17 protein-coding genes and 1 pseudogene are annotated in these 15,940 nt (G+C 64.6%); 10 read left to right on the forward strand and 8 right to left on the reverse strand.

Features of this window, described 5'->3' with window-relative positions; all coding sequences use genetic code 11:
• The first annotated feature begins 83 nt into the window (after positions 1-83).
• The 5 genes and pseudogenes from IVB48_RS16985 to IVB48_RS17005 all read left to right on the forward strand — a co-directional run bounded on the left by IVB48_RS16985 (position 84) and on the right by IVB48_RS17005 (position 4,284).
• The gene (locus IVB48_RS16985; protein WP_247401068.1) at positions 84-881 is read left to right on the forward strand and encodes an alpha/beta hydrolase; all 798 of its coding nucleotides are present in this window, start codon (positions 84-86) and stop codon (positions 879-881) included.
• Positions 835-2,316 carry a sodium:proton antiporter gene (locus IVB48_RS16990; RefSeq protein WP_247401070.1) on the forward strand — a complete coding sequence of 494 codons (1,482 nt, stop codon included), beginning with the start codon at positions 835-837 and terminating at the stop codon, positions 2,314-2,316. The genes IVB48_RS16985 and IVB48_RS16990 overlap by 47 nt, the downstream gene beginning before the upstream one ends.
• Positions 2,317-2,427: 111 nt before the next feature.
• Positions 2,428-2,892: pseudogene (locus IVB48_RS16995) on the forward strand (ionic transporter y4hA); the annotation flags it as partial.
• A 37-nt stretch (positions 2,893-2,929) separates the two neighbouring features.
• Positions 2,930-3,205 carry a cupin domain-containing protein gene (locus IVB48_RS17000; RefSeq protein WP_247401072.1) on the forward strand — a complete coding sequence of 92 codons (276 nt, stop codon included), beginning with the start codon at positions 2,930-2,932 and terminating at the stop codon, positions 3,203-3,205.
• A 92-nt stretch (positions 3,206-3,297) separates the two neighbouring features.
• Positions 3,298-4,284, forward strand: a complete 987-nt coding sequence (locus tag IVB48_RS17005) for a hypothetical protein (protein WP_247401074.1) — start codon at positions 3,298-3,300, stop codon at positions 4,282-4,284.
• A 27-nt stretch (positions 4,285-4,311) separates the two neighbouring features.
• Here IVB48_RS17005 and IVB48_RS17010 read toward each other — a convergent pair whose 3' ends face one another.
• Both IVB48_RS17010 and rpsU read right to left on the reverse strand, forming a co-directional pair.
• Positions 4,312-4,962: a tetratricopeptide repeat protein gene (locus IVB48_RS17010; protein WP_247401076.1), complete on the reverse strand. Its 651-nt coding sequence runs from the start codon at positions 4,960-4,962 to the stop codon at positions 4,312-4,314.
• A gap of 124 nt (positions 4,963-5,086) precedes the next feature.
• Positions 5,087-5,401: a 30S ribosomal protein S21 gene (gene rpsU / locus IVB48_RS17015; RefSeq protein ID WP_007614218.1), complete on the reverse strand. Its 315-nt coding sequence runs from the start codon at positions 5,399-5,401 to the stop codon at positions 5,087-5,089.
• Between the two features lie 260 nt (positions 5,402-5,661).
• Here rpsU and aqpZ point away from each other — a divergent pair, with 260 nt between their 5' ends.
• Positions 5,662-6,384, forward strand: coding sequence for an aquaporin Z (aqpZ, locus tag IVB48_RS17020; protein ID WP_247401078.1), 723 nt, complete (start codon positions 5,662-5,664; stop codon positions 6,382-6,384).
• A 36-nt stretch (positions 6,385-6,420) separates the two neighbouring features.
• On the opposite strand, the gene IVB48_RS17025 is transcribed toward aqpZ, so the two are convergent.
• A complete protein-coding gene (locus tag IVB48_RS17025) occupies positions 6,421-7,527 on the reverse strand; it encodes a 5-(carboxyamino)imidazole ribonucleotide synthase (RefSeq protein ID WP_027570364.1) in 1,107 nt (368 codons plus the stop codon).
• Positions 7,524-8,012, reverse strand: a complete 489-nt coding sequence (gene purE, locus IVB48_RS17030) for a 5-(carboxyamino)imidazole ribonucleotide mutase (protein WP_027570365.1) — start codon at positions 8,010-8,012, stop codon at positions 7,524-7,526. Before purE ends, IVB48_RS17025 begins: the two co-directional genes overlap by 4 nt.
• Before the next feature lie 141 nt (positions 8,013-8,153).
• Between purE and IVB48_RS17035 the strand changes: the two genes are divergently transcribed.
• Positions 8,154-8,906, forward strand: a complete 753-nt coding sequence (locus IVB48_RS17035; RefSeq protein WP_247401080.1) for a GGDEF domain-containing protein — start codon at positions 8,154-8,156, stop codon at positions 8,904-8,906.
• On the opposite strand, the gene IVB48_RS17040 is transcribed toward IVB48_RS17035, so the two are convergent.
• The 3 genes from IVB48_RS17040 to IVB48_RS17050 form a co-directional block, all read right to left on the reverse strand.
• Positions 8,907-9,158 carry a hypothetical protein gene (locus tag IVB48_RS17040; protein ID WP_027570367.1) on the reverse strand — a complete coding sequence of 84 codons (252 nt, stop codon included), beginning with the start codon at positions 9,156-9,158 and terminating at the stop codon, positions 8,907-8,909.
• Between the two features lie 22 nt (positions 9,159-9,180).
• Positions 9,181-9,387 (reverse strand): hypothetical protein, encoded by a 207-nt coding sequence (locus IVB48_RS17045; RefSeq protein WP_027570368.1) that lies wholly within the window; start codon positions 9,385-9,387, stop codon positions 9,181-9,183.
• Positions 9,388-9,505: 118 nt separating this feature from the next.
• Complete coding sequence (locus IVB48_RS17050) at positions 9,506-9,712, reverse strand: DUF465 domain-containing protein (protein WP_027519980.1); 207 nt, start codon at positions 9,710-9,712, stop codon at positions 9,506-9,508.
• Positions 9,713-10,039: 327 nt separating this feature from the next.
• On the opposite strand from IVB48_RS17050, the gene IVB48_RS17055 reads away from it, so the two are divergent.
• Entirely contained in the window at positions 10,040-10,219 is a 180-nt protein-coding gene (locus IVB48_RS17055; protein ID WP_007596254.1) for a DUF465 domain-containing protein, read from the forward strand.
• Between the two features lie 167 nt (positions 10,220-10,386).
• On the opposite strand, the gene IVB48_RS17060 is transcribed toward IVB48_RS17055, so the two are convergent.
• Entirely contained in the window at positions 10,387-11,490 is a 1,104-nt protein-coding gene (locus IVB48_RS17060) for an NAD(P)/FAD-dependent oxidoreductase (RefSeq protein WP_027570369.1), read from the reverse strand.
• A 202-nt stretch (positions 11,491-11,692) separates the two neighbouring features.
• Here IVB48_RS17060 and IVB48_RS17065 point away from each other — a divergent pair, with 202 nt between their 5' ends.
• Both IVB48_RS17065 and IVB48_RS17070 read left to right on the forward strand, forming a co-directional pair.
• Positions 11,693-14,380 (forward strand): EAL domain-containing protein, encoded by a 2,688-nt coding sequence (locus IVB48_RS17065; RefSeq protein WP_247401082.1) that lies wholly within the window; start codon positions 11,693-11,695, stop codon positions 14,378-14,380.
• A 39-nt stretch (positions 14,381-14,419) separates the two neighbouring features.
• Complete coding sequence (locus IVB48_RS17070) at positions 14,420-15,895, forward strand: glycerol-3-phosphate dehydrogenase (RefSeq protein ID WP_247401083.1); 1,476 nt, start codon at positions 14,420-14,422, stop codon at positions 15,893-15,895.
• Positions 15,896-15,940 lie beyond the last annotated feature (45 nt).

A 15,940-nucleotide genomic window follows, 5' to 3' on the forward strand; every position in this document is an offset into this window, starting at 1 on the left:
ACGTTCCGGGGCGCCTCGGGCGGTGTCATGAAATTGCTGCGGAGCTGCTGCAAAGCCCTGAACGGGGGCCGGGCCGCGTCATCATGACCATCGTCAAGTGGATCGCCATCCTGCTCGTGACCGTCTATTTCGCCGGTCTCCTCGTGCTGTATGTCAGGCAGCGCGAGATGCTGTTTCCGATCCCGCCCGTCGGCCGCACCGCGCCGGACGCCGCAGGCCTCCCTGAGGCCGAAGAGCACGTCCTGACCACCTCCGATGGCGAGAAGGTCATCGTCTGGCACGTGCCGGCGAAGCAAGGCCGTCCCGTGATCCTGTATTTTCCGGGCAATGGCGATTATCTCGCCGGTCGCGTCAGCCGCCTCAAGGCCATGACGGCGGGCGGCACCGGCCTCGTCGCGCTGTCCTATCGCGGCTATGCCGGCTCAAGCGGGGCGCCGAGTGAGGCCGGCCTGCTGCGCGATGCCGCGGCTGCCTACGCCTTCACCACTGCGCGCTACGCAGCGGAGCGAATCGTCGCCTGGGGCTTTTCACTCGGGACCGGCGTGGCGGTCGCGGTCGCCTCGGAGCATCGTGTTGGAAAACTCATCCTGGAAGCGCCCTATACATCGACGGCCGATATTGCAGCTTCATCGTTCTGGTACGTTCCGGTGCGTCTGCTGATGCGCGATCCATTTCATTCCGACGAGCGCATCCCGCGCGTCACTGTGCCGCTATTGGTGATGCATGGCACCGATGACCTTGCCATTTCCATCGTGTTCGGAGAGCGTCTGTTCGTGCTCGCGCATGAACCGAAACAGTTCGTTCGCTTTGCGGGCGGCGGACACGATAATCTCGATGCGTTCGGTGCGATTGAAACGGCGAGGCGCTTCATTGCTTTCTAGACGACTTTTCGTTCGGCGCGGGAGCGGGTTCATCGCCGCGATCCTCGTCGTGTTGTTGCCACAGCACGCATGGGCGGCGACCGGGCTCGACGGCGCGGTGATGGGCTGGCCCTATGCGCTGCCCTTTGCCGGCCTGCTGCTGTCGATCGCGCTCGGGCCGCTGCTGTTTGCAAAAGTCTGGCACCACCATTACGGCAAGATCGCCGCGGCCTGGTCGCTGCTGGCACTCGCCTCGCTCGTCATCCTTGCCGGGAGCATGGCGACGTTGGCCGCGCTCGTTCACGCCATGCTCGCCGAATATCTCGGCTTCATCGTGCTGCTGTTCTCGCTTTATGTCGTGGCTGGCGGCATTCTCGTGACGGGCGACATCAAGGCGACGCCGGCATCAAATGCCGGCATCCTCGCGCTCGGTACGGTGATGGCGAGCGTCGTCGGCACCACGGGGGCGGCCATGATCCTGATCCGCCCTCTGATCCGCGCCAACCGGCCGCGGCGCTACAACGCCCATGTCGTCATCTTCTTCATCATCCTGGTCGCCAATGTCGGCGGCGCGCTGAGCCCGCTCGGCGATCCCCCTCTGTTCGTCGGCTTCCTGCATGGCGTCGACTTCTTCTGGACCACGCGGACCATCTGGCTGCAGACGGCGATCGTTGCCGGACTGCTGCTCGCGATCTTCGTTGTCATCGACGTCTGGCGCTTCCGCAGCGAACCCTTGCCCGGCGCTGTCGGCGCCGCGAAGCCGGTCCGCATCCGCGGCCTCGTCAACCTGGTGCTGATCGCGGCCGTCGTCGCGAGCCTGCTGGCCTCGGCGGTGTGGAAGCCCGGCATCGCCTTCGACGTTCTCGGAACCAGGCTGGAGCTGGAAGACATCGTTCGCAACGCGGCGCTGCTGGCCATAGCGGCCCTGTCGGTGTGGTTGACGCCGGACGAGCACAGGCAGGCCAACGGCTTCACCTGGGAGCCGATCCGCGAAGTCGCGAAGCTGTTCGCCGGCATTTTTATCGCGATCATCCCGGTCATTGCCATGCTGGATGCCGGCCATCACGGCGCGTTCGCCTGGCTGTTGTCGGCCGTGACAGGGCCGGACGGCACGCCGCGCGAGGTTGCCTATTTCTGGTTCACCGGTCTGATGTCGGCGTTTCTCGACAATGCGCCGACCTATCTGTTGTTCTTCGAGCTCGCCGGCGGCGACCCGCAGGTGCTGATGCATGAGCTCTCGGGCACGCTCGCTTCCATCTCCATGGGCGCAGTCTACATGGGCGCGCTCACCTATATCGGCAATGCGCCGAATTTCATGGTGAGCAGCATCGCAAGCGAGAACGGCATCGAGATGCCGAGCTTCTTCGGTTATTTCGTGCGGGCCAGCGCGGTGCTGATCCCGCTGTTCGTGCTGCTGACGCTGCTGCCGTTCGCTCCGATCCTGCGCTGGCATTGAATCTGCCGCCCGATTTGCTACTGCTCGACCGAGACAATTGGAGCCGATGGATAAGCGCGCACAATCCGATGCCTCGGTCGGCCTGGATCTTTCCTGCGCTGGCCGTGCGAGGCGCATCTGTCGGGCCGGACCTTGGTGCTCAGTGTCGTGCTGCTGCTGATTGCGCTGCTGGCGGTCGTGTTGCTGTCCAAGAAATTCTCGCTGGTAGTCGATGCCGTCGCGGCCAGGATCGGTGCGCCGCCTGCTTTTGCCGGACTTCTGGTCGCGCTCCTGATCCTGCTGCCGGAAGGCGTCGCGGCCGTCTCGGCGGTCCGCAAGAACGACCTCCAGAAGAGCATCAACCTCGCGCTCGGCTCGTCGCTGGCCACCATCGGGCTGACTATCCCGGCGGTCGGTGTCGCCACCTATGCGCTCGACAAGGAACTCACGCGCGGCCTCAGCGGCCAGGGCAGCGTGCTTTTGCTCCTGACCTTCTTCCTGAGCATGCTGACCTTCGGTACGAGCAGGACCAATGTCCTGTTCGGGCTGGTCCATATGGTGGTATTTGCCGTCTATGTGTTCATGGTTTTCGTGCCTGAACCGGTTTTCCGGATGATGCCCCAGGAGAGTTCCGATGATTGCCGCCGAGTCCGAGGTTCAGATCGACAATGACCAGGTTCGGGTGACCGAGTGGCGGCTCGCGTCAAACAGCGCCACCGGCCATCACACCCACGGCATGGACTACGTCATTGTTCCCGTGGTCGCAGGGGAAATGACCATCGTGGCACCCAATGGCGAGCGGTCCAAAGCACAGCTTGCATCCTATTTTCGCAAGGCCGGCGTTCAGCACGACGTGCTTAACGAAACCGCAACCGAGATCGTGTTCCTTGAGGTCGAGCTGAAGCCGTAATTCCGGCGTACCCCTTTGCCATTGATCTGTCGCAGTTGATCCCTCACTATGCCTCAAAGTTCCCGCATCAGATCGCGCGGGGAGTGGCCGGAATGCTGAAATACATTGCTAAAATCTCGATGGACATCTTCCCCTCGGTGCTCGCAACGATCATCGGGGCGTACATCGTTAATCATTACATCAACGCCAAGCCGGCGGCGGATGCACCTGCGGCCGTGATGGCTCCCGCCGAGGCTGGCAAGAACGGAAAGCCCGCCGATGTGGCCAACTTGCCCGCGCCCGGCGTCAAGGCCAAGGGCATTTCCGAGAAGAAGGTGACGGACAAGCCGGCGGCCGAGAAGACTGCCGATCAGCCGGGTGCTGAACCCAAGACCACTGAGAAGTCGATGGCGGACGTGGCACCGGCCGAGGCCGCGCCGCGCGGCAAGCCGTCAGCGCGCGAGAAGGCGGTCGCCAAGTCCACCCCGGCCGTCAGTGCACCCGCTCCCGCCACCCCGGTGGTGGAGGCCAATTCGGCGCCGGCTGCTGCCGCGCCGTCCGCAGCCCCCGACGCCAACGATCTCGTGCGCGCCGCGATCGAGCGCCTGCGCAAGTCGCCTGAGAGCAAAGCGGCTGAGGCCAAAGCTTCCGACACAAAGGCTTCCGACAACAAGTCTTCCGAGACCAAGTCTTCCGAGACCAAGTCTTCCGAGACCAAGTCGCCCGAGAAGATTCAGGAGCCTGCGGTGCGTGAAGCCGCCCGCACCCCGGAGGCCCCGCGTATCATTCCCGTGGATACGTCATCGGTGCGTCCGTTGCCGCCGCCGATCACGGTCTCGACACCCGCAGCCGAGGCCTATGGCAATGGCGGCTCGTCGCAGGCGAGCCCGCCCTACACGGCCTCGGTCGGCAACGAGAACCCGAATCGGCTGACGCCCCCGGCTGATATTCCGGTCCCGATGATCGCGCCCCCGCTCGATCTGCGCGCCGATGCCGGCGCGTCCATGCCGCGGCCGAAGACCAATGTCGCCGACGACATGCTGTCGGGCGTCAAGTCCATGTTCCATTCCGTTCTGCCGAAGAGTGTCACCCCGGATTAAGACGGCGCCTGCGCTGCGGCAGAATCGTCAGCCGCCGACGCGGGCGAGGCCGCTGCGGGCGACGTCGTCGCGTGGACGAAGCGAGACCGCCTTGGTGTAGGACGCCGCCGCCTTGGTCCTGTCGCCCAGCCGTTCATAGGCTTGCCCGCGTATGGTCCAGACCTGGGCATTGTGGGGATCGGCCTCGGAAGCCTCATCCAGGTCGGCCGCTGCCTCCTTGACCTTGCCGAGGGCGAGATAGCTGATGGCGCGGCCGAGCAGCGGCTCGACCTTTTGCGGGTTTAGGCCGCTCGCGGCGCTGAAATCGGCGATCGCGAAATCGTGCTGGTTCTTGCCCTGGTAGATCAGGGCGCGGCCATAGAGCGCCTGCGCATTGTAGGGATCGAGTCCGACCGCGTGATTGAACTCCTCGAGCGCGGCCGCCGTCTCGCCGGACTTTGCCAGGGCCTGGGCCTTTGCCGTATGGGCCTGGGCCTCACTGACATTGCCGGCGCTGACCACGTTTTCGGCGGTCGCAGCTGCCTTGGGTGCCTCCTGCGGCTTCTCCTTCTCCGGCGTCAGCGATCCCAGGTCGAAGGAGCAGCCGCACAGCGAAATCCCCATCAAGGCCAGCGCAAACGGCTGCAGCAAGATCTGGCGTAACCGCGCCAAGCCGCGCTTGGGGAAAGGGGAGGCCATCTACGGTTCGCTCGCGCTGGTGCCGCATCGGTAGTGCCCCATCCCAGGAAGGCACCGTTCACAAACAATAACGCGGGCCAGGGGCCCGCGTTATCAAAAACTGAAGTCTCTCAAGTTTGGTAAATCAGCGCGGTCCGCGCGGACCAGCACTTGCACCTGCACCAGCACCAGGGCCACCGCGACCGCCACGATCACCGCCGGGGCCGGCGCCGAACACCGGCTTCGGCTTCATCGGCAGCAGGCCTTCGCGCTGCAGCTTCTTACGGGCCAGCTTGCGTGCGCGACGCACGGCTTCGGCCTTTTCGCGGGCCTTCTTCTCGGAGGGCTTTTCGTAGTGACCGCGGAGCTTCATCTCGCGGAAAATACCCTCGCGCTGCATCTTCTTCTTCAGCGCCTTGAGGGCTTGATCGACATTGTTATCGCGAACGAGAACCTGCACGCGGCATCCTCTTCAGTGGATCGGATTTGAATTCTGGTAAGTCAAAGGGGATGGCGAAACGCACACGCCCTTAACCTTGAGGGCGCGGATGTATCAGACAAAACTTGGGATGTCCACCGGCCAAGCGGGTTTTCGGGCCAAGTTCAGCCATTAAATGAGGCAAAATACCTCTGCGCGGCCCTGATTTGGGAGATTTGACGCCAAGGGTGGGGCCGTTTCCGGAGCTTTGTTCCGGTATCTTTGAAAGCAGGGGACGACACATGGATATGAAGAAATACGCGGCCGAGGCTATCGGCACCTTTTGGCTCACATTCGCAGGTTGCGGAAGTGCTGTGATCGCAGCCGGGTTTCCGCAGGTCGGCATCGGCCTGGTCGGTGTCTCCCTCGCATTCGGGCTGAGCGTGGTCACCATGGCCTACGCGATCGGCCACATCTCAGGCTGCCATCTCAATCCGGCCGTCACCGTCGGTCTTGCCGCCGGCGGACGTTTTCCGGCCGGACAGATCCTGCCTTATGTGATCGCGCAGGTCGCCGGCGCGATCGTGGCCGCGTGGCTTCTCTACGTCATTGCAAGCGGAGCTCCCGGCTTCGACGTCAGCAAAGGATTCGCGTCCAACGGCTACGACGCCCATTCTCCCGGCCAGTACAGCATGATCGTGTGCTTCCTCACCGAGGTGGTGATGACCATGATGTTCCTGTTCATCATCATGGGCGCCACCCACGGCCGCGCGCCCGCGGGCTTTGCGCCGCTGGCGATCGGGCTCGCGCTGGTGATGATCCATCTCGTCAGCATCCCCGTCACCAACACCTCGGTGAACCCGGCGCGCAGCACGGGACCGGCGCTGTTCGTCGGCGGCTGGGCGCTGTCGCAGCTCTGGCTGTTCTGGGTCGCGCCGCTGATCGGCGGCGCGCTTGGCGGGGTGATCTATCGCTGGCTCAGCGACGAACCCACCGGCGTCGTCGCTGGCGCAAAGACGGCGTAATCGCAAAGCGGGATCGCGGCATGCGCCGCGGTCCCGTCAATCGCCGGTCGTGGGTCGCACTTCGGTGACATGCCCCATCTTGCGGCCGGGGCGCGGTGCGCCCTTGCCGTAGATGTGCACGGTCGCGCCCGGCACGCTCAGCCACTTGTCATATTCGTTGATCTCGTCGCCGATCAGATTGGTCATGGTGACGACCTCGCCGTGGCGCACGGGCTTGCCGAGGGGCCAGCCGGCAATGGCGCGGATGTGCTGCTCGAACTGCGAGACGGATGCGCCGTCGAGCGTCCAGTGTCCGGAATTGTGCACGCGCGGAGCGATCTCGTTGACCAGCACCTTGGGTCCGGTGCCGTTGGCGAGCACGAACATCTCGACGGCAAGCACGCCGACATAATCGAGCGCGCCCGCGATCTTGCCGGCAATGCTGCGCGCTTCCTCGGCGAGCACGTCCGGGATCCGGGCGGGCGCTCGGGAGATCTTCAGGATGTGGTCGCGGTGCTCGTTTTCGGTGACGTCGAAACACTCGACCTGGCCTGTCGCGGAGCGGGCGGCGATCACGGAAATCTCACGTTCGTACGGCACGAAGGCTTCCAGGATGGCCGATTTGGTGGCGAGACTGGTCCACACTTTCGCGACGTCGTCGCCCTCGCGGATGATGGCCTGGCCCTTGCCGTCATAGCCGAAGCGGCGGGTCTTCAGCACCGCCGGAAGGCCGATCCTGGCGATAGCCTCGCGCAACGACGGGACCGAGGTGACGTCGGCATAGGCTGCGGTGCCGATGCCCAGCCGCGTCACGAAATCCTTCTCGGCGAGCCGGTCCTGGGTGGTCTCAAGGATCTTGCGGTTGGGCAGCACGGGACGGCGCGCATCCAGCACCATCGCGGCCGCGGACGGCACGTTCTCGAATTCGTAGGTGATGACGTCAACGTCGTTGGCGAACAGCTCGAGTGCTTCGACATCGGCATATTCGGCGCAGGTCGCATTCAGGACGACGTCGAAGGCCGGTGAATCCGGATCGGGCGAGAACACCTGGCAGCGCAGGCCGAGCCGTGCCGCCGCCATAGCCAGCATCCGCCCCAATTGTCCGCCGCCGAGGATGCCAATGGTGTCGCCGGGCTTCAGCTTCACCTGCTTTGCGTCAGTCACGCCTTGTCCTCCGGGCGCTCGGCCACGGCCTCGGTCTGCGCCTTGCGCCAGGCGGCGAGGCGATCGGACAAGGCCGGGTCGGATAAGGCCAGCACGGCGGCCGCCAACAGCGCCGCATTGACGGCGCCGGCCTTGCCGATGGCGAGGGTGCCGACCGGGATGCCTGCGGGCATCTGGACGATCGAATAGAGCGAATCGATGCCCTTCAGTGTCCTGGATTCGACTGGGACGCCGAACACGGGCAGTTCCGTCAGCGCTGCCGCCATGCCGGGCAGGTGCGCAGCGCCGCCCGCGCCGGCGATGATGACCTTGTAACCGGCCCCCTTGGCGCCCTTGGCGAACGCAAACAGCCGGTCGGGGGTGCGGTGTGCCGAAACGATGCGAGTGTCGGCGACAACGCCGAGCGCTGCAAGCGTGTCGGCGGTATGCCGCATCGTGTCCCAGTCCGACTGGCTTCCCATGATGATGGCGATTGGCGCGGTCATGACGTCAATTGTGCTCGAAAAACAGGAAGATAGGCCAGATTAGCGGTTCCGGCCGGTTGCTCGCAAGGCGGTGGCAAGGAGAAGGGAATGCACTATCCTGTCTTGGTGAATCCCCGCAAGCCTTCATTGAGCAGGATGCCCATGAAGAAACCAAAAAGGGCGAGCGCTGCGAAGGCCAAAAAGGGCCCGAAAACCAGCGCCGGTCGCTCCAAAGTTGCTCCCAAGCGTCTGGCCGAGAGTCGGGCCAAGGGCCCGGCCAAGCTTCCGGCGCGGCGTGGAGCGTCGGCCGCTGGCGGCGCCAAAGGGGCTATGAAGCCGGCCGTCAACGCGACCATCCGCGACCTCCGGAGCAAGCTCAAGGGGGCGCTGCGGCGGGTCGCGGAGCTCGAGGCAGCCGCCGACACCGACTTCCTGCTGGAAATTCCGAACCGGCGCGGCTTCGAACGCGAGCTCGCTCGCGCCGTCGCCTACATGAAGCGCTACCGCGCCAGCGGCGCGCTGATCGTCCTCGACGTCGATCGGCTGAAGCCGATCAACGATTCCTTCGGCCATGCGGCCGGCGACGAGGTGCTGAAGGCGATTGCCGCCACGCTGACGCGGCAGATCCGCGCCTCGGACTTGGTGGGCCGCCTCGGCGGCGACGAGTTCGCGCTGCTGCTCTGGAATCTCAGCGAGACCGACGCCAAGGCGAAGGCCGCGGCTTTCGAGCAGGCCGTCGACGAATTGTCCTTTGTCTTTCGCGGCCAGCACGTGAGCGCGGGCGCTTCCGCCGGCGTCGCCCTGCTTGGAGTGCAGTCCGACGCCACGCGGGCCCTGGAGGATGCCGATGCCGCCATGTATGTGCGCAAGGCGCACCGGCGGCACGAGCCGCGCATCAGGCTCGTCAGCAGCTAGTTAAAGTGTGCCGAGGTCTTTCGGTACGTTGCCGAAGCTGCGGAGCAGTTTGGCGTCGCCGAATTCGCCGGTCATGGGATCGCCGCTGCGGCTGAACGCGACCGCGCCGGTGTGGCCGGCGCCGTGCGACATGATCTCGGCGCGCCGTAGCGCGGCCGCTGCGCTCTGGCATTCCTCGGCCGCACCTGCGACCGGCGAGCCGTCCTCGTCGGTCAGGAAAGGTAATGCAACGTAATAGGTGACATCGGACATGGTCGGCTCCGATAGCTGACAGTCAGGCGGCGCTGCTCTTGCTGCGCGAGGTCTCCGGAATGCAGCCTGCGGAAACCGCCGCCTGCAATTCCTCCAGCTCGGCCTCCAGATATTCATTGGCCATGATCAGCGCCTTGATGGTGCTGCGCAGATTGCCGTCGCACATCGCGATCGCCTGATCACAGGCTTGTTCATAATGGCTGTTGTCGAGAAGGGCGGCTGCCGACATCTGCGTTTTCCTTGGACGGTTTTCCGGGGGGCGTTGGTGTCCAAATGTTCTTATTTTGTTCCTTTTGAGTCAAGCGGATTCACATGCGGCGGGTCGCCGTGAGCTGTCCTCCTGTGGATCAGGCGATGATATCGGGCGTGATCTGGTCTTCGATGAACGCGATACGGTCACGCAACAACAGCTTGCGTTTCTTCAACCGCTGTAACCGCAACAGGTCGGGGGCGGGCGATTGATGCAGTGCATCGATCGCCGCATCAAGATCTCGGTGTTCCTGGTGCAACCGGGCGAGCTCGGATTCGAGTTCGCGCGCATCTTCATTGGTCATGTCTGCGGTGGCCGAAAAACCGATAGGCGTGAGATTAAGGCTGTGGATGCCCTGTGGAAACTATCGTCCTTGCGCGCCGTGATCGCAAGCGATCTCGGGCTGTCCCGCGTCGATCTCCCGCGGGATATTTCTGCGGTCACTCCGACGTTGCGCAAGCGCATTGATATCACGGATTTTTCCCGCGTGGTTCCCTTACTCACGCTTCGTTACATATGAATTTTCAAAAATGACAGTGCGACGACGGATACCCATCGACAGAACGAATCGGTGATGTACACTTCGTCGTCCGGTCGAATCCAAGGTTCACCCCTACCGAGGAGGTTTCGAATGACAATTCAGGCACATCTGGTTGAATTGGAACGGAAGCATAAAACTCTCGAAAACGAATTGCACGAAGCTCTCGTGCACCTTTCAACAGACGACCTGCAAATTGTTGAGTTGAAGCGCCGGAAGTTGATGGTCAAGGACCAGATCGAGCGTCTCAGGCACGGCGACACGCTCCACTAGTAACCCCGTAACAGCGTAGAGTTGATCGCACCCTTTCAGGCAGGGATGGGAGCCTTTGCGCTCATCCCTGCTGCAAGGCGCGCAGCGTGCAAGGATTTGCGCGACTCTAGCTTCTTGTCTGGACGCTCTTCTTTACGCGCAACCGGAATCCGCTTCGCTTTAAAATGCTAGATGTTTGCGAGCTCGGCGACGTGATCCGCGATCGCGAGCGATGACGTCAGTCCGGGCGACTCGATGCCGAACAGATTGATCAGGCCTTCGACGCCGTGATCGCGCGGGCCCTGCATCAAGAAATCCTGCGTGGCCACCGCCGGCGGCACGATCTTCGGGCGGATGCCCGAATAGCTCGGCATGAGCGCACCGTCAGGCAGCGTCGGCCAGTATCTGCGGATCGCCGGGTAGAAGCGCTCGGCGCGTGCCGGGTCGACCTCATAGTCGATCGTCTCGATCCACTCGACGTCGGGGCCGAAACGTGCCTGCCCTGCCATGTCCAGCGTCAGATGCACCCCTAGCCCGCCGGGCTCGGGTACCGGATAGATCAGGCGCGAGAACGGTGCCCTGGCATTGCAGCTGAAGTAGTTTCCCTTGGCGAGGTAGGCCGTCGGGATCCGTTCCAGCGGCATGCCCTCGATGTTGCGCGCCACGGTGGTCGCCGAGAGCCCGGCGGCGTTGACGAGGAGGCTGCATTGCAGCGTCATCGGCGCTTCGCCGCCCGCCTCGATCTCGATCACGCCGGCGGTCGCCTTGGCACGGATCAGCGGGGTGTGGAACGCGAAGGCCGCGCCCGCGTCCTCGGCTTCGCCGCGCAGCGAGAGCATGTAGGCGTGGCTGTCGATGATGCCGGTCGACGGCGACAGCAGCGCGGCGTCGCAGGCGAGCGCCGGCTCCAGCGCACGTGCCGCATCGCCCGTGAGCAACTGCATGTCGAGCACGCCGTTGGCCTCGGCATGCGCCTTGATCGATTGCAGCTTCTCGGTCTCTTTCGGATTGGTCGCGACGATCAGCTTGCCGCAATTCCTGTGCGGGATGCCGCGCTCGGAACAGTAACGATAGAGCGCGTGCTTGCCGTCGACGCACATGCGCGCCATCCAGCTTCCGGCGCGGTAGTAGATGCCGGCATGGATCACCTCGCTGTTGCGCGAGGAGGTGATGGTGCCGATGGCCTCGGCTTGCTCGAGCACGATCACCTCGCGCCCGGCTTGCGCCAGCTTTCGAGCCACCGCGAGCCCGATCACGCCGGCTCCGATGACGACGCAGTCCACCCTATCCATGGTTGTGCAGGACGTCCGCTCGAAGCGACGAAGGCCTCACGCCTGGGAACGGCGGCGCGGGGGCGTTTTCCGTTAAGGAAGCATTTATCATGTCAGGGCAATTGCCGTATTTGATGCCACATTTTTCCGTTGCTCGTACAGGCGTTTACCCGATCCAAACCCGCCAGGCCAGACAATCCGACGTTGAAATCGCGGGTGGCTGATGGCTGAGAAGAACTGGCACGCGGGCAGCGCGCTTCCGATTGCGATGCAGGCCGTCGTGTGCCTGGCCGCAGCGGTCGCGCCTGCGCGCGCCTTTGCCCTCTCCGACAGCTTCAGCCCTCCGAGCTACCTCGGCCACCTCGATCCCAACGTGATCTGGGAAGCCCTGATCGCGGGAATTGTGATCTGTTCGTTCTTCGCCGCGATCGCGCTATGGATCCATTCCTCACTGCGCCGGACTAGGCGTTTGCAGCTGCGGCGCAATGCCTTTGTCTCCTCCGCCATGAACAACCTCAACCAGGGCGTGGTGATGACGGATGCGCAGCGGCGCATCATCTTCTGCAACGACCGCTATCTCGATATCTACGGCTTGATGCGGTCGGACATCTGGGCCGGAATGACCGGCCACGACATCCTTGAGCTGCGGCGCCAGCGTGGCGTGCTCGGCGGCGCTTCCGACGACGAGTTCTATGAGAAGGCGGCAAGCCCGAACGGCCTGATAACCGAACTGCCGGACGGGCGGGCCATCCTGGTGAAGTATTTCGTGCTGCCCAACGGCGGCTCGGTGGCGACCCATCTGGACGTCAGCGAGCAGCGCAGGCTGTCCCGGCAGCTCGCCTCCACCAAGCAGTTTCTGGAAACATTGCTGGACCACGTACCGGCCTGCGTGGCGGCGAAGAACATCGAGGATGGTCGCTACATTTTCGCCAATAGCGCCTATGAGCGCTTCTGGGGTTTCTCACGCGATCATGCCGTCGGCAAGAACGCCCGCGAGCTGTTTGCGCCCATCTCGGCGGACAGCATCGAGGCGACCGACCGGGCGGCACTCGATTCGCCGGACGGCCAGTTTCGCAACGAATTCGAGGTCGACCGCGCCGGTGAGCGGCGCATGGTTGCCTCGATCCGGATCGTGGTCCGCAACGAGAGCAACAAGCCCGAATTCCTGATGCTCGTGTTCGAGGACATCACCGATCGCCGCTCGCTGTCGAAGGAGCTGGAGAGCACGAAGAAGTTCCTGGAGCTCGTGGTCGACAACATCCCGGTGGCCCTGATCGTCGAGCAGGTCAAGGACGGCCGCTACCTGCTCGCCAACCGCAGCGCGGAGACGATCCTCAACCGCAGGCGCGAGGAAGCCACGGGCCTGACCGCGTCCGACATCTTCAATCCCAAGGAAGCCAAGCTGATCATCGCGCGCGACGAAGCCGCGATCAAGAAGCGTGGGATGATCACCGAAGAGCACCCGATCTCCACCAAGGACGGACTGCGGCTGTTCCTCACCCGCCGCGCCACCGTGCTGGGCGACACCGGCGAGCCGCAATATCTGATCAAGACCCACGAGGACGTCACCGATCGCCGGCAGACCGAGTCGCGCATGGCGCACATGGCCTACCACGACGGCCTCACCGATTTGCCGAACCGTGCCGCTTTCCTGCAGGCGTTGACCCAGATGATCGAGGCCTGCGAGGGCACCGGCGAGGAGTTCGCGGTTCTGTGCGTCGATCTCGACGGCCTCAAGGAGGTCAATGACGTCTTCGGCCATGCGCACGGCGACAAGCTCCTGGTCGAGGTGGCCCAGCGGCTCCAGGATTCCGCGCGCGGCGGCGTGGTGGCGCGCCTGTCCGGCGACGAGTTCGGCCTGATCATCGACGGCAAGCAGCCGGAGGCAGGCCTCGCGCTGGCGCAGCAGATCGGTGATGCCGTCGCTAAGGAATTCCAGATCGACGGCCGCCCGGTCCGCGCCGGTGTCACCACCGGCATGTCGATCTTCCCGCACAACGGCGCCGACGCCGCCTCGCTGCTCGCCAATGCCGGCGCGGCGCTGTTCCGCGCCAAGCAGAAATCGCGCGGCACGATCAGCCTGTTCCAGCCGGAGATGGACCAGCAGATCCGCGATCGCCGCGTCCTGCACCAGGACCTCTCGATGGCGATCAAGAATGGCGAGCTCTCGCTCGCCTTCCAGCCGCAGGGGACTGCGGGCCACAGCGTCGCCGAGACCGATATCATCGGCTTCGAGGCGCTGGCGCGCTGGCAGCACCCGGTGCGCGGCCAGGTTTCCCCGGCCGAATTCATTCCGATCGCGGAGGAAAGCGGCCTGATCGTCGAGATGGGCGAGTGGATCCTGCGCGAGGCCTGCCGCGAGGCCGCCTCCTGGCCGACGCCGCTTCAGGTCGCGGTCAACCTGTCGCCGGCGCAGTTCATGCACGGCGACGTGGTCGGGCTCGTCCATTCCATTCTGATCGAGACGGGTCTCGCACCCGGCCGGTTAGAGCTTGAGATCACCGAGGGCGTGCTGATCGAGGACTTCGATCGCGGTCTTGCGCTGCTGCGCCGGCTCAAGGCGCTCGGCGTGCGCATCTCCATGGACGATTTCGGCAGCGGTTATTCCTCGCTGAGCTATCTCCAGGCGTTCCCGTTCGACAAGATCAAGATCGACCGCGCCTTCATCATCAATCTCGGCCGCAACCCGCAATCGGCGGCGATCGTGCGCGCGGTGATCGATCTCGGCCATGGCCTGGAAATGTCGATCGTCGCCGAGGGCGTCGAGACGCTGGAACAACTCGTCTTCCTCGCCGAAGAAGGCTGCGACGGTGTGCAGGGCTATCTGCTCGGCAAGCCCCTGCCGATCGGGAAATATGCCGGCCTCGTCGGTCGCGCCGAAGTCATGGAGCTTGCGCTCAAGACCGGCTAGTGATGGTGGGCGCTTCGTTCGCTCCCAGTCGACGGCTTCATGGCGGATTACGACCTTGCGATCATCGGGGGCGGCCTGAACGGTGTCAGCCTCGCGCGCGATGCCGCCGGCCGCGGCCTGCGGGTCATCCTGTTTGAGCAGGGCGATCTGGGCGGCGCGGCGTCCTCGGCAACACCGCGGCTGATCCACGGCGATCTCTCGGTCCTGGAACGGCGCGGCTTCCGACGGGTGCGCCGGGCGCTCGCCGAGCGCCGGACCTGGCTCCGGATCGCGCCGCATCTGGTTCGGCCGATGCGCTTCGTGATCCCGGCGCATTCCGACGAGCGCCCGCCATGGCTGCTGCGCCTCGGCCTGCTCCTCTACGACAGCCTCACCAGCCGGAGCGGCCTGCCTGCAACGGCGACCCTCGACATCACGCATCATCCGGTCGGCAACGCGCTGAAACGACCACTCGGCACGGCCTTCGAATATTCGGATTGCGTCGTCGACGATTCCCGAGTGGTGGTGCTCACGGCACTGGATGCGGCCGAGCGCGGCGCCGTGATTCGGACTGGAGCGCGCTGTGTGCGTGCCGATCGAACCGACACATGGCGGCTCGCGGTGGTCGACCGCGGCCATCGTCGCACGATCACGGCCCGGGCACTCGCCAACGCCACCGGCGGCTGGACGTCGATGGTCGCCGAGACCGTGCTGCGGCAGCCGCAACCCGCCATGGCGGCGATGCAGATGAGCCAGATCATCGTCCCGCGGCTGTTCGATTCCGATAACGTCTACGTCTTCCAGAACAGCGATGGCCGGCTGATCTTCGCGAGTCCCCTCGATCGCGACTTTACGCTGATCGGCACAATCACGCACGATTTCACCGGCGATCCCGCGATCGTCGCGATGCGGGGGGCCGACGTCGGCTATCTCTGTGAGGCGGCCAGTCGCTATTTCCGCGAGCGCGTCGCCCCGACCGACGTGGTGCGGGCGGTCTCCGGCGTCAACCTGACGCTTGCGTCCGCGCGCCGGCGTGACGGCACCACGCTGTTCCACGCGCGGCGGCGCAAGGCGCCGCTGATCACGATGTTCGGCGGTGACGTCACCACATCGCGCCTGCGGGCGGAGCGCGCGGTGACGAAGTTGACGCCGTTCTATCCGATGTCGCCGCCCTGGACCGCAGGCGCGGCGCTGCCGGGCGGAGATTTCGCGTGGGACCGTTTCGACACCGAGGTCGATCTTGCGCGTGACCGCTGGCGCTTTCTCTCGGAGACGCAGGCCCAACGCTTCGTCGCGGCCTATGGCTCGCGGCTGCCGGCTGTGCTCGGTGAGGCGAAGACCCGCGACGATCTCGGCCCGGCCTTCGGTCCCGAGTTGACGGGCGCCGAGGTGCGCTATCTCATGACACACGAATGGGCGCGTTTTCCCGAGGACATCCTGTGGCGCCGCTCCAAGCTCGGCCTGACAATGTCGGCGGAGGAATGCGATGCGCTGGCTGCGTTCATGGCGAATCCGATGCGAACGAGCCGCCTCTAACCGGTTGAGTGAGGGACGATCGGCCGCTAGCGTGCGGCGGGATTG

The sequence above is a fragment of the Bradyrhizobium sp. 76 genome (assembly GCF_023073025.1).
In the GTDB taxonomy this organism is placed as follows: domain Bacteria; phylum Pseudomonadota; class Alphaproteobacteria; order Rhizobiales; family Xanthobacteraceae; genus Bradyrhizobium.

Bases quoted from the DNA above. Each gene is read 5' to 3' on its own strand.
- IVB48_RS16985 (WP_247401068.1), top strand. From the start codon at position 84: ATGACCATCGTCAAGTGGATCGCCATCCTGCTCGTGACCGTCTATTTC.
- IVB48_RS16990 (WP_247401070.1), top strand. From the start codon at position 835: ATGCGTTCGGTGCGATTGAAACGGCGAGGCGCTTCATTGCTTTCTAGA.
- IVB48_RS17000 (WP_247401072.1), top strand. From the start codon at position 2,930: ATGATTGCCGCCGAGTCCGAGGTTCAGATCGACAATGACCAGGTTCGG.
- IVB48_RS17005 (WP_247401074.1), top strand. From the start codon at position 3,298: ATGCTGAAATACATTGCTAAAATCTCGATGGACATCTTCCCCTCGGTG.
- IVB48_RS17010 (WP_247401076.1), bottom strand. From the start codon at position 4,962: ATGGCCTCCCCTTTCCCCAAGCGCGGCTTGGCGCGGTTACGCCAGATC.
- aqpZ (WP_247401078.1), top strand. From the start codon at position 5,662: ATGGATATGAAGAAATACGCGGCCGAGGCTATCGGCACCTTTTGGCTC.
- purE (WP_027570365.1), bottom strand. From the start codon at position 8,012: ATGACCGCGCCAATCGCCATCATCATGGGAAGCCAGTCGGACTGGGAC.
- IVB48_RS17035 (WP_247401080.1), top strand. From the start codon at position 8,154: ATGAAGAAACCAAAAAGGGCGAGCGCTGCGAAGGCCAAAAAGGGCCCG.
- IVB48_RS17040 (WP_027570367.1), bottom strand. From the start codon at position 9,158: ATGTCCGATGTCACCTATTACGTTGCATTACCTTTCCTGACCGACGAG.
- IVB48_RS17045 (WP_027570368.1), bottom strand. From the start codon at position 9,387: ATGTCGGCAGCCGCCCTTCTCGACAACAGCCATTATGAACAAGCCTGT.
- IVB48_RS17050 (WP_027519980.1), bottom strand. From the start codon at position 9,712: ATGACCAATGAAGATGCGCGCGAACTCGAATCCGAGCTCGCCCGGTTG.
- IVB48_RS17055 (WP_007596254.1), top strand. From the start codon at position 10,040: ATGACAATTCAGGCACATCTGGTTGAATTGGAACGGAAGCATAAAACT.
- IVB48_RS17060 (WP_027570369.1), bottom strand. From the start codon at position 11,490: ATGGATAGGGTGGACTGCGTCGTCATCGGAGCCGGCGTGATCGGGCTC.
- IVB48_RS17065 (WP_247401082.1), top strand. From the start codon at position 11,693: ATGGCTGAGAAGAACTGGCACGCGGGCAGCGCGCTTCCGATTGCGATG.
- IVB48_RS17070 (WP_247401083.1), top strand. From the start codon at position 14,420: ATGGCGGATTACGACCTTGCGATCATCGGGGGCGGCCTGAACGGTGTC.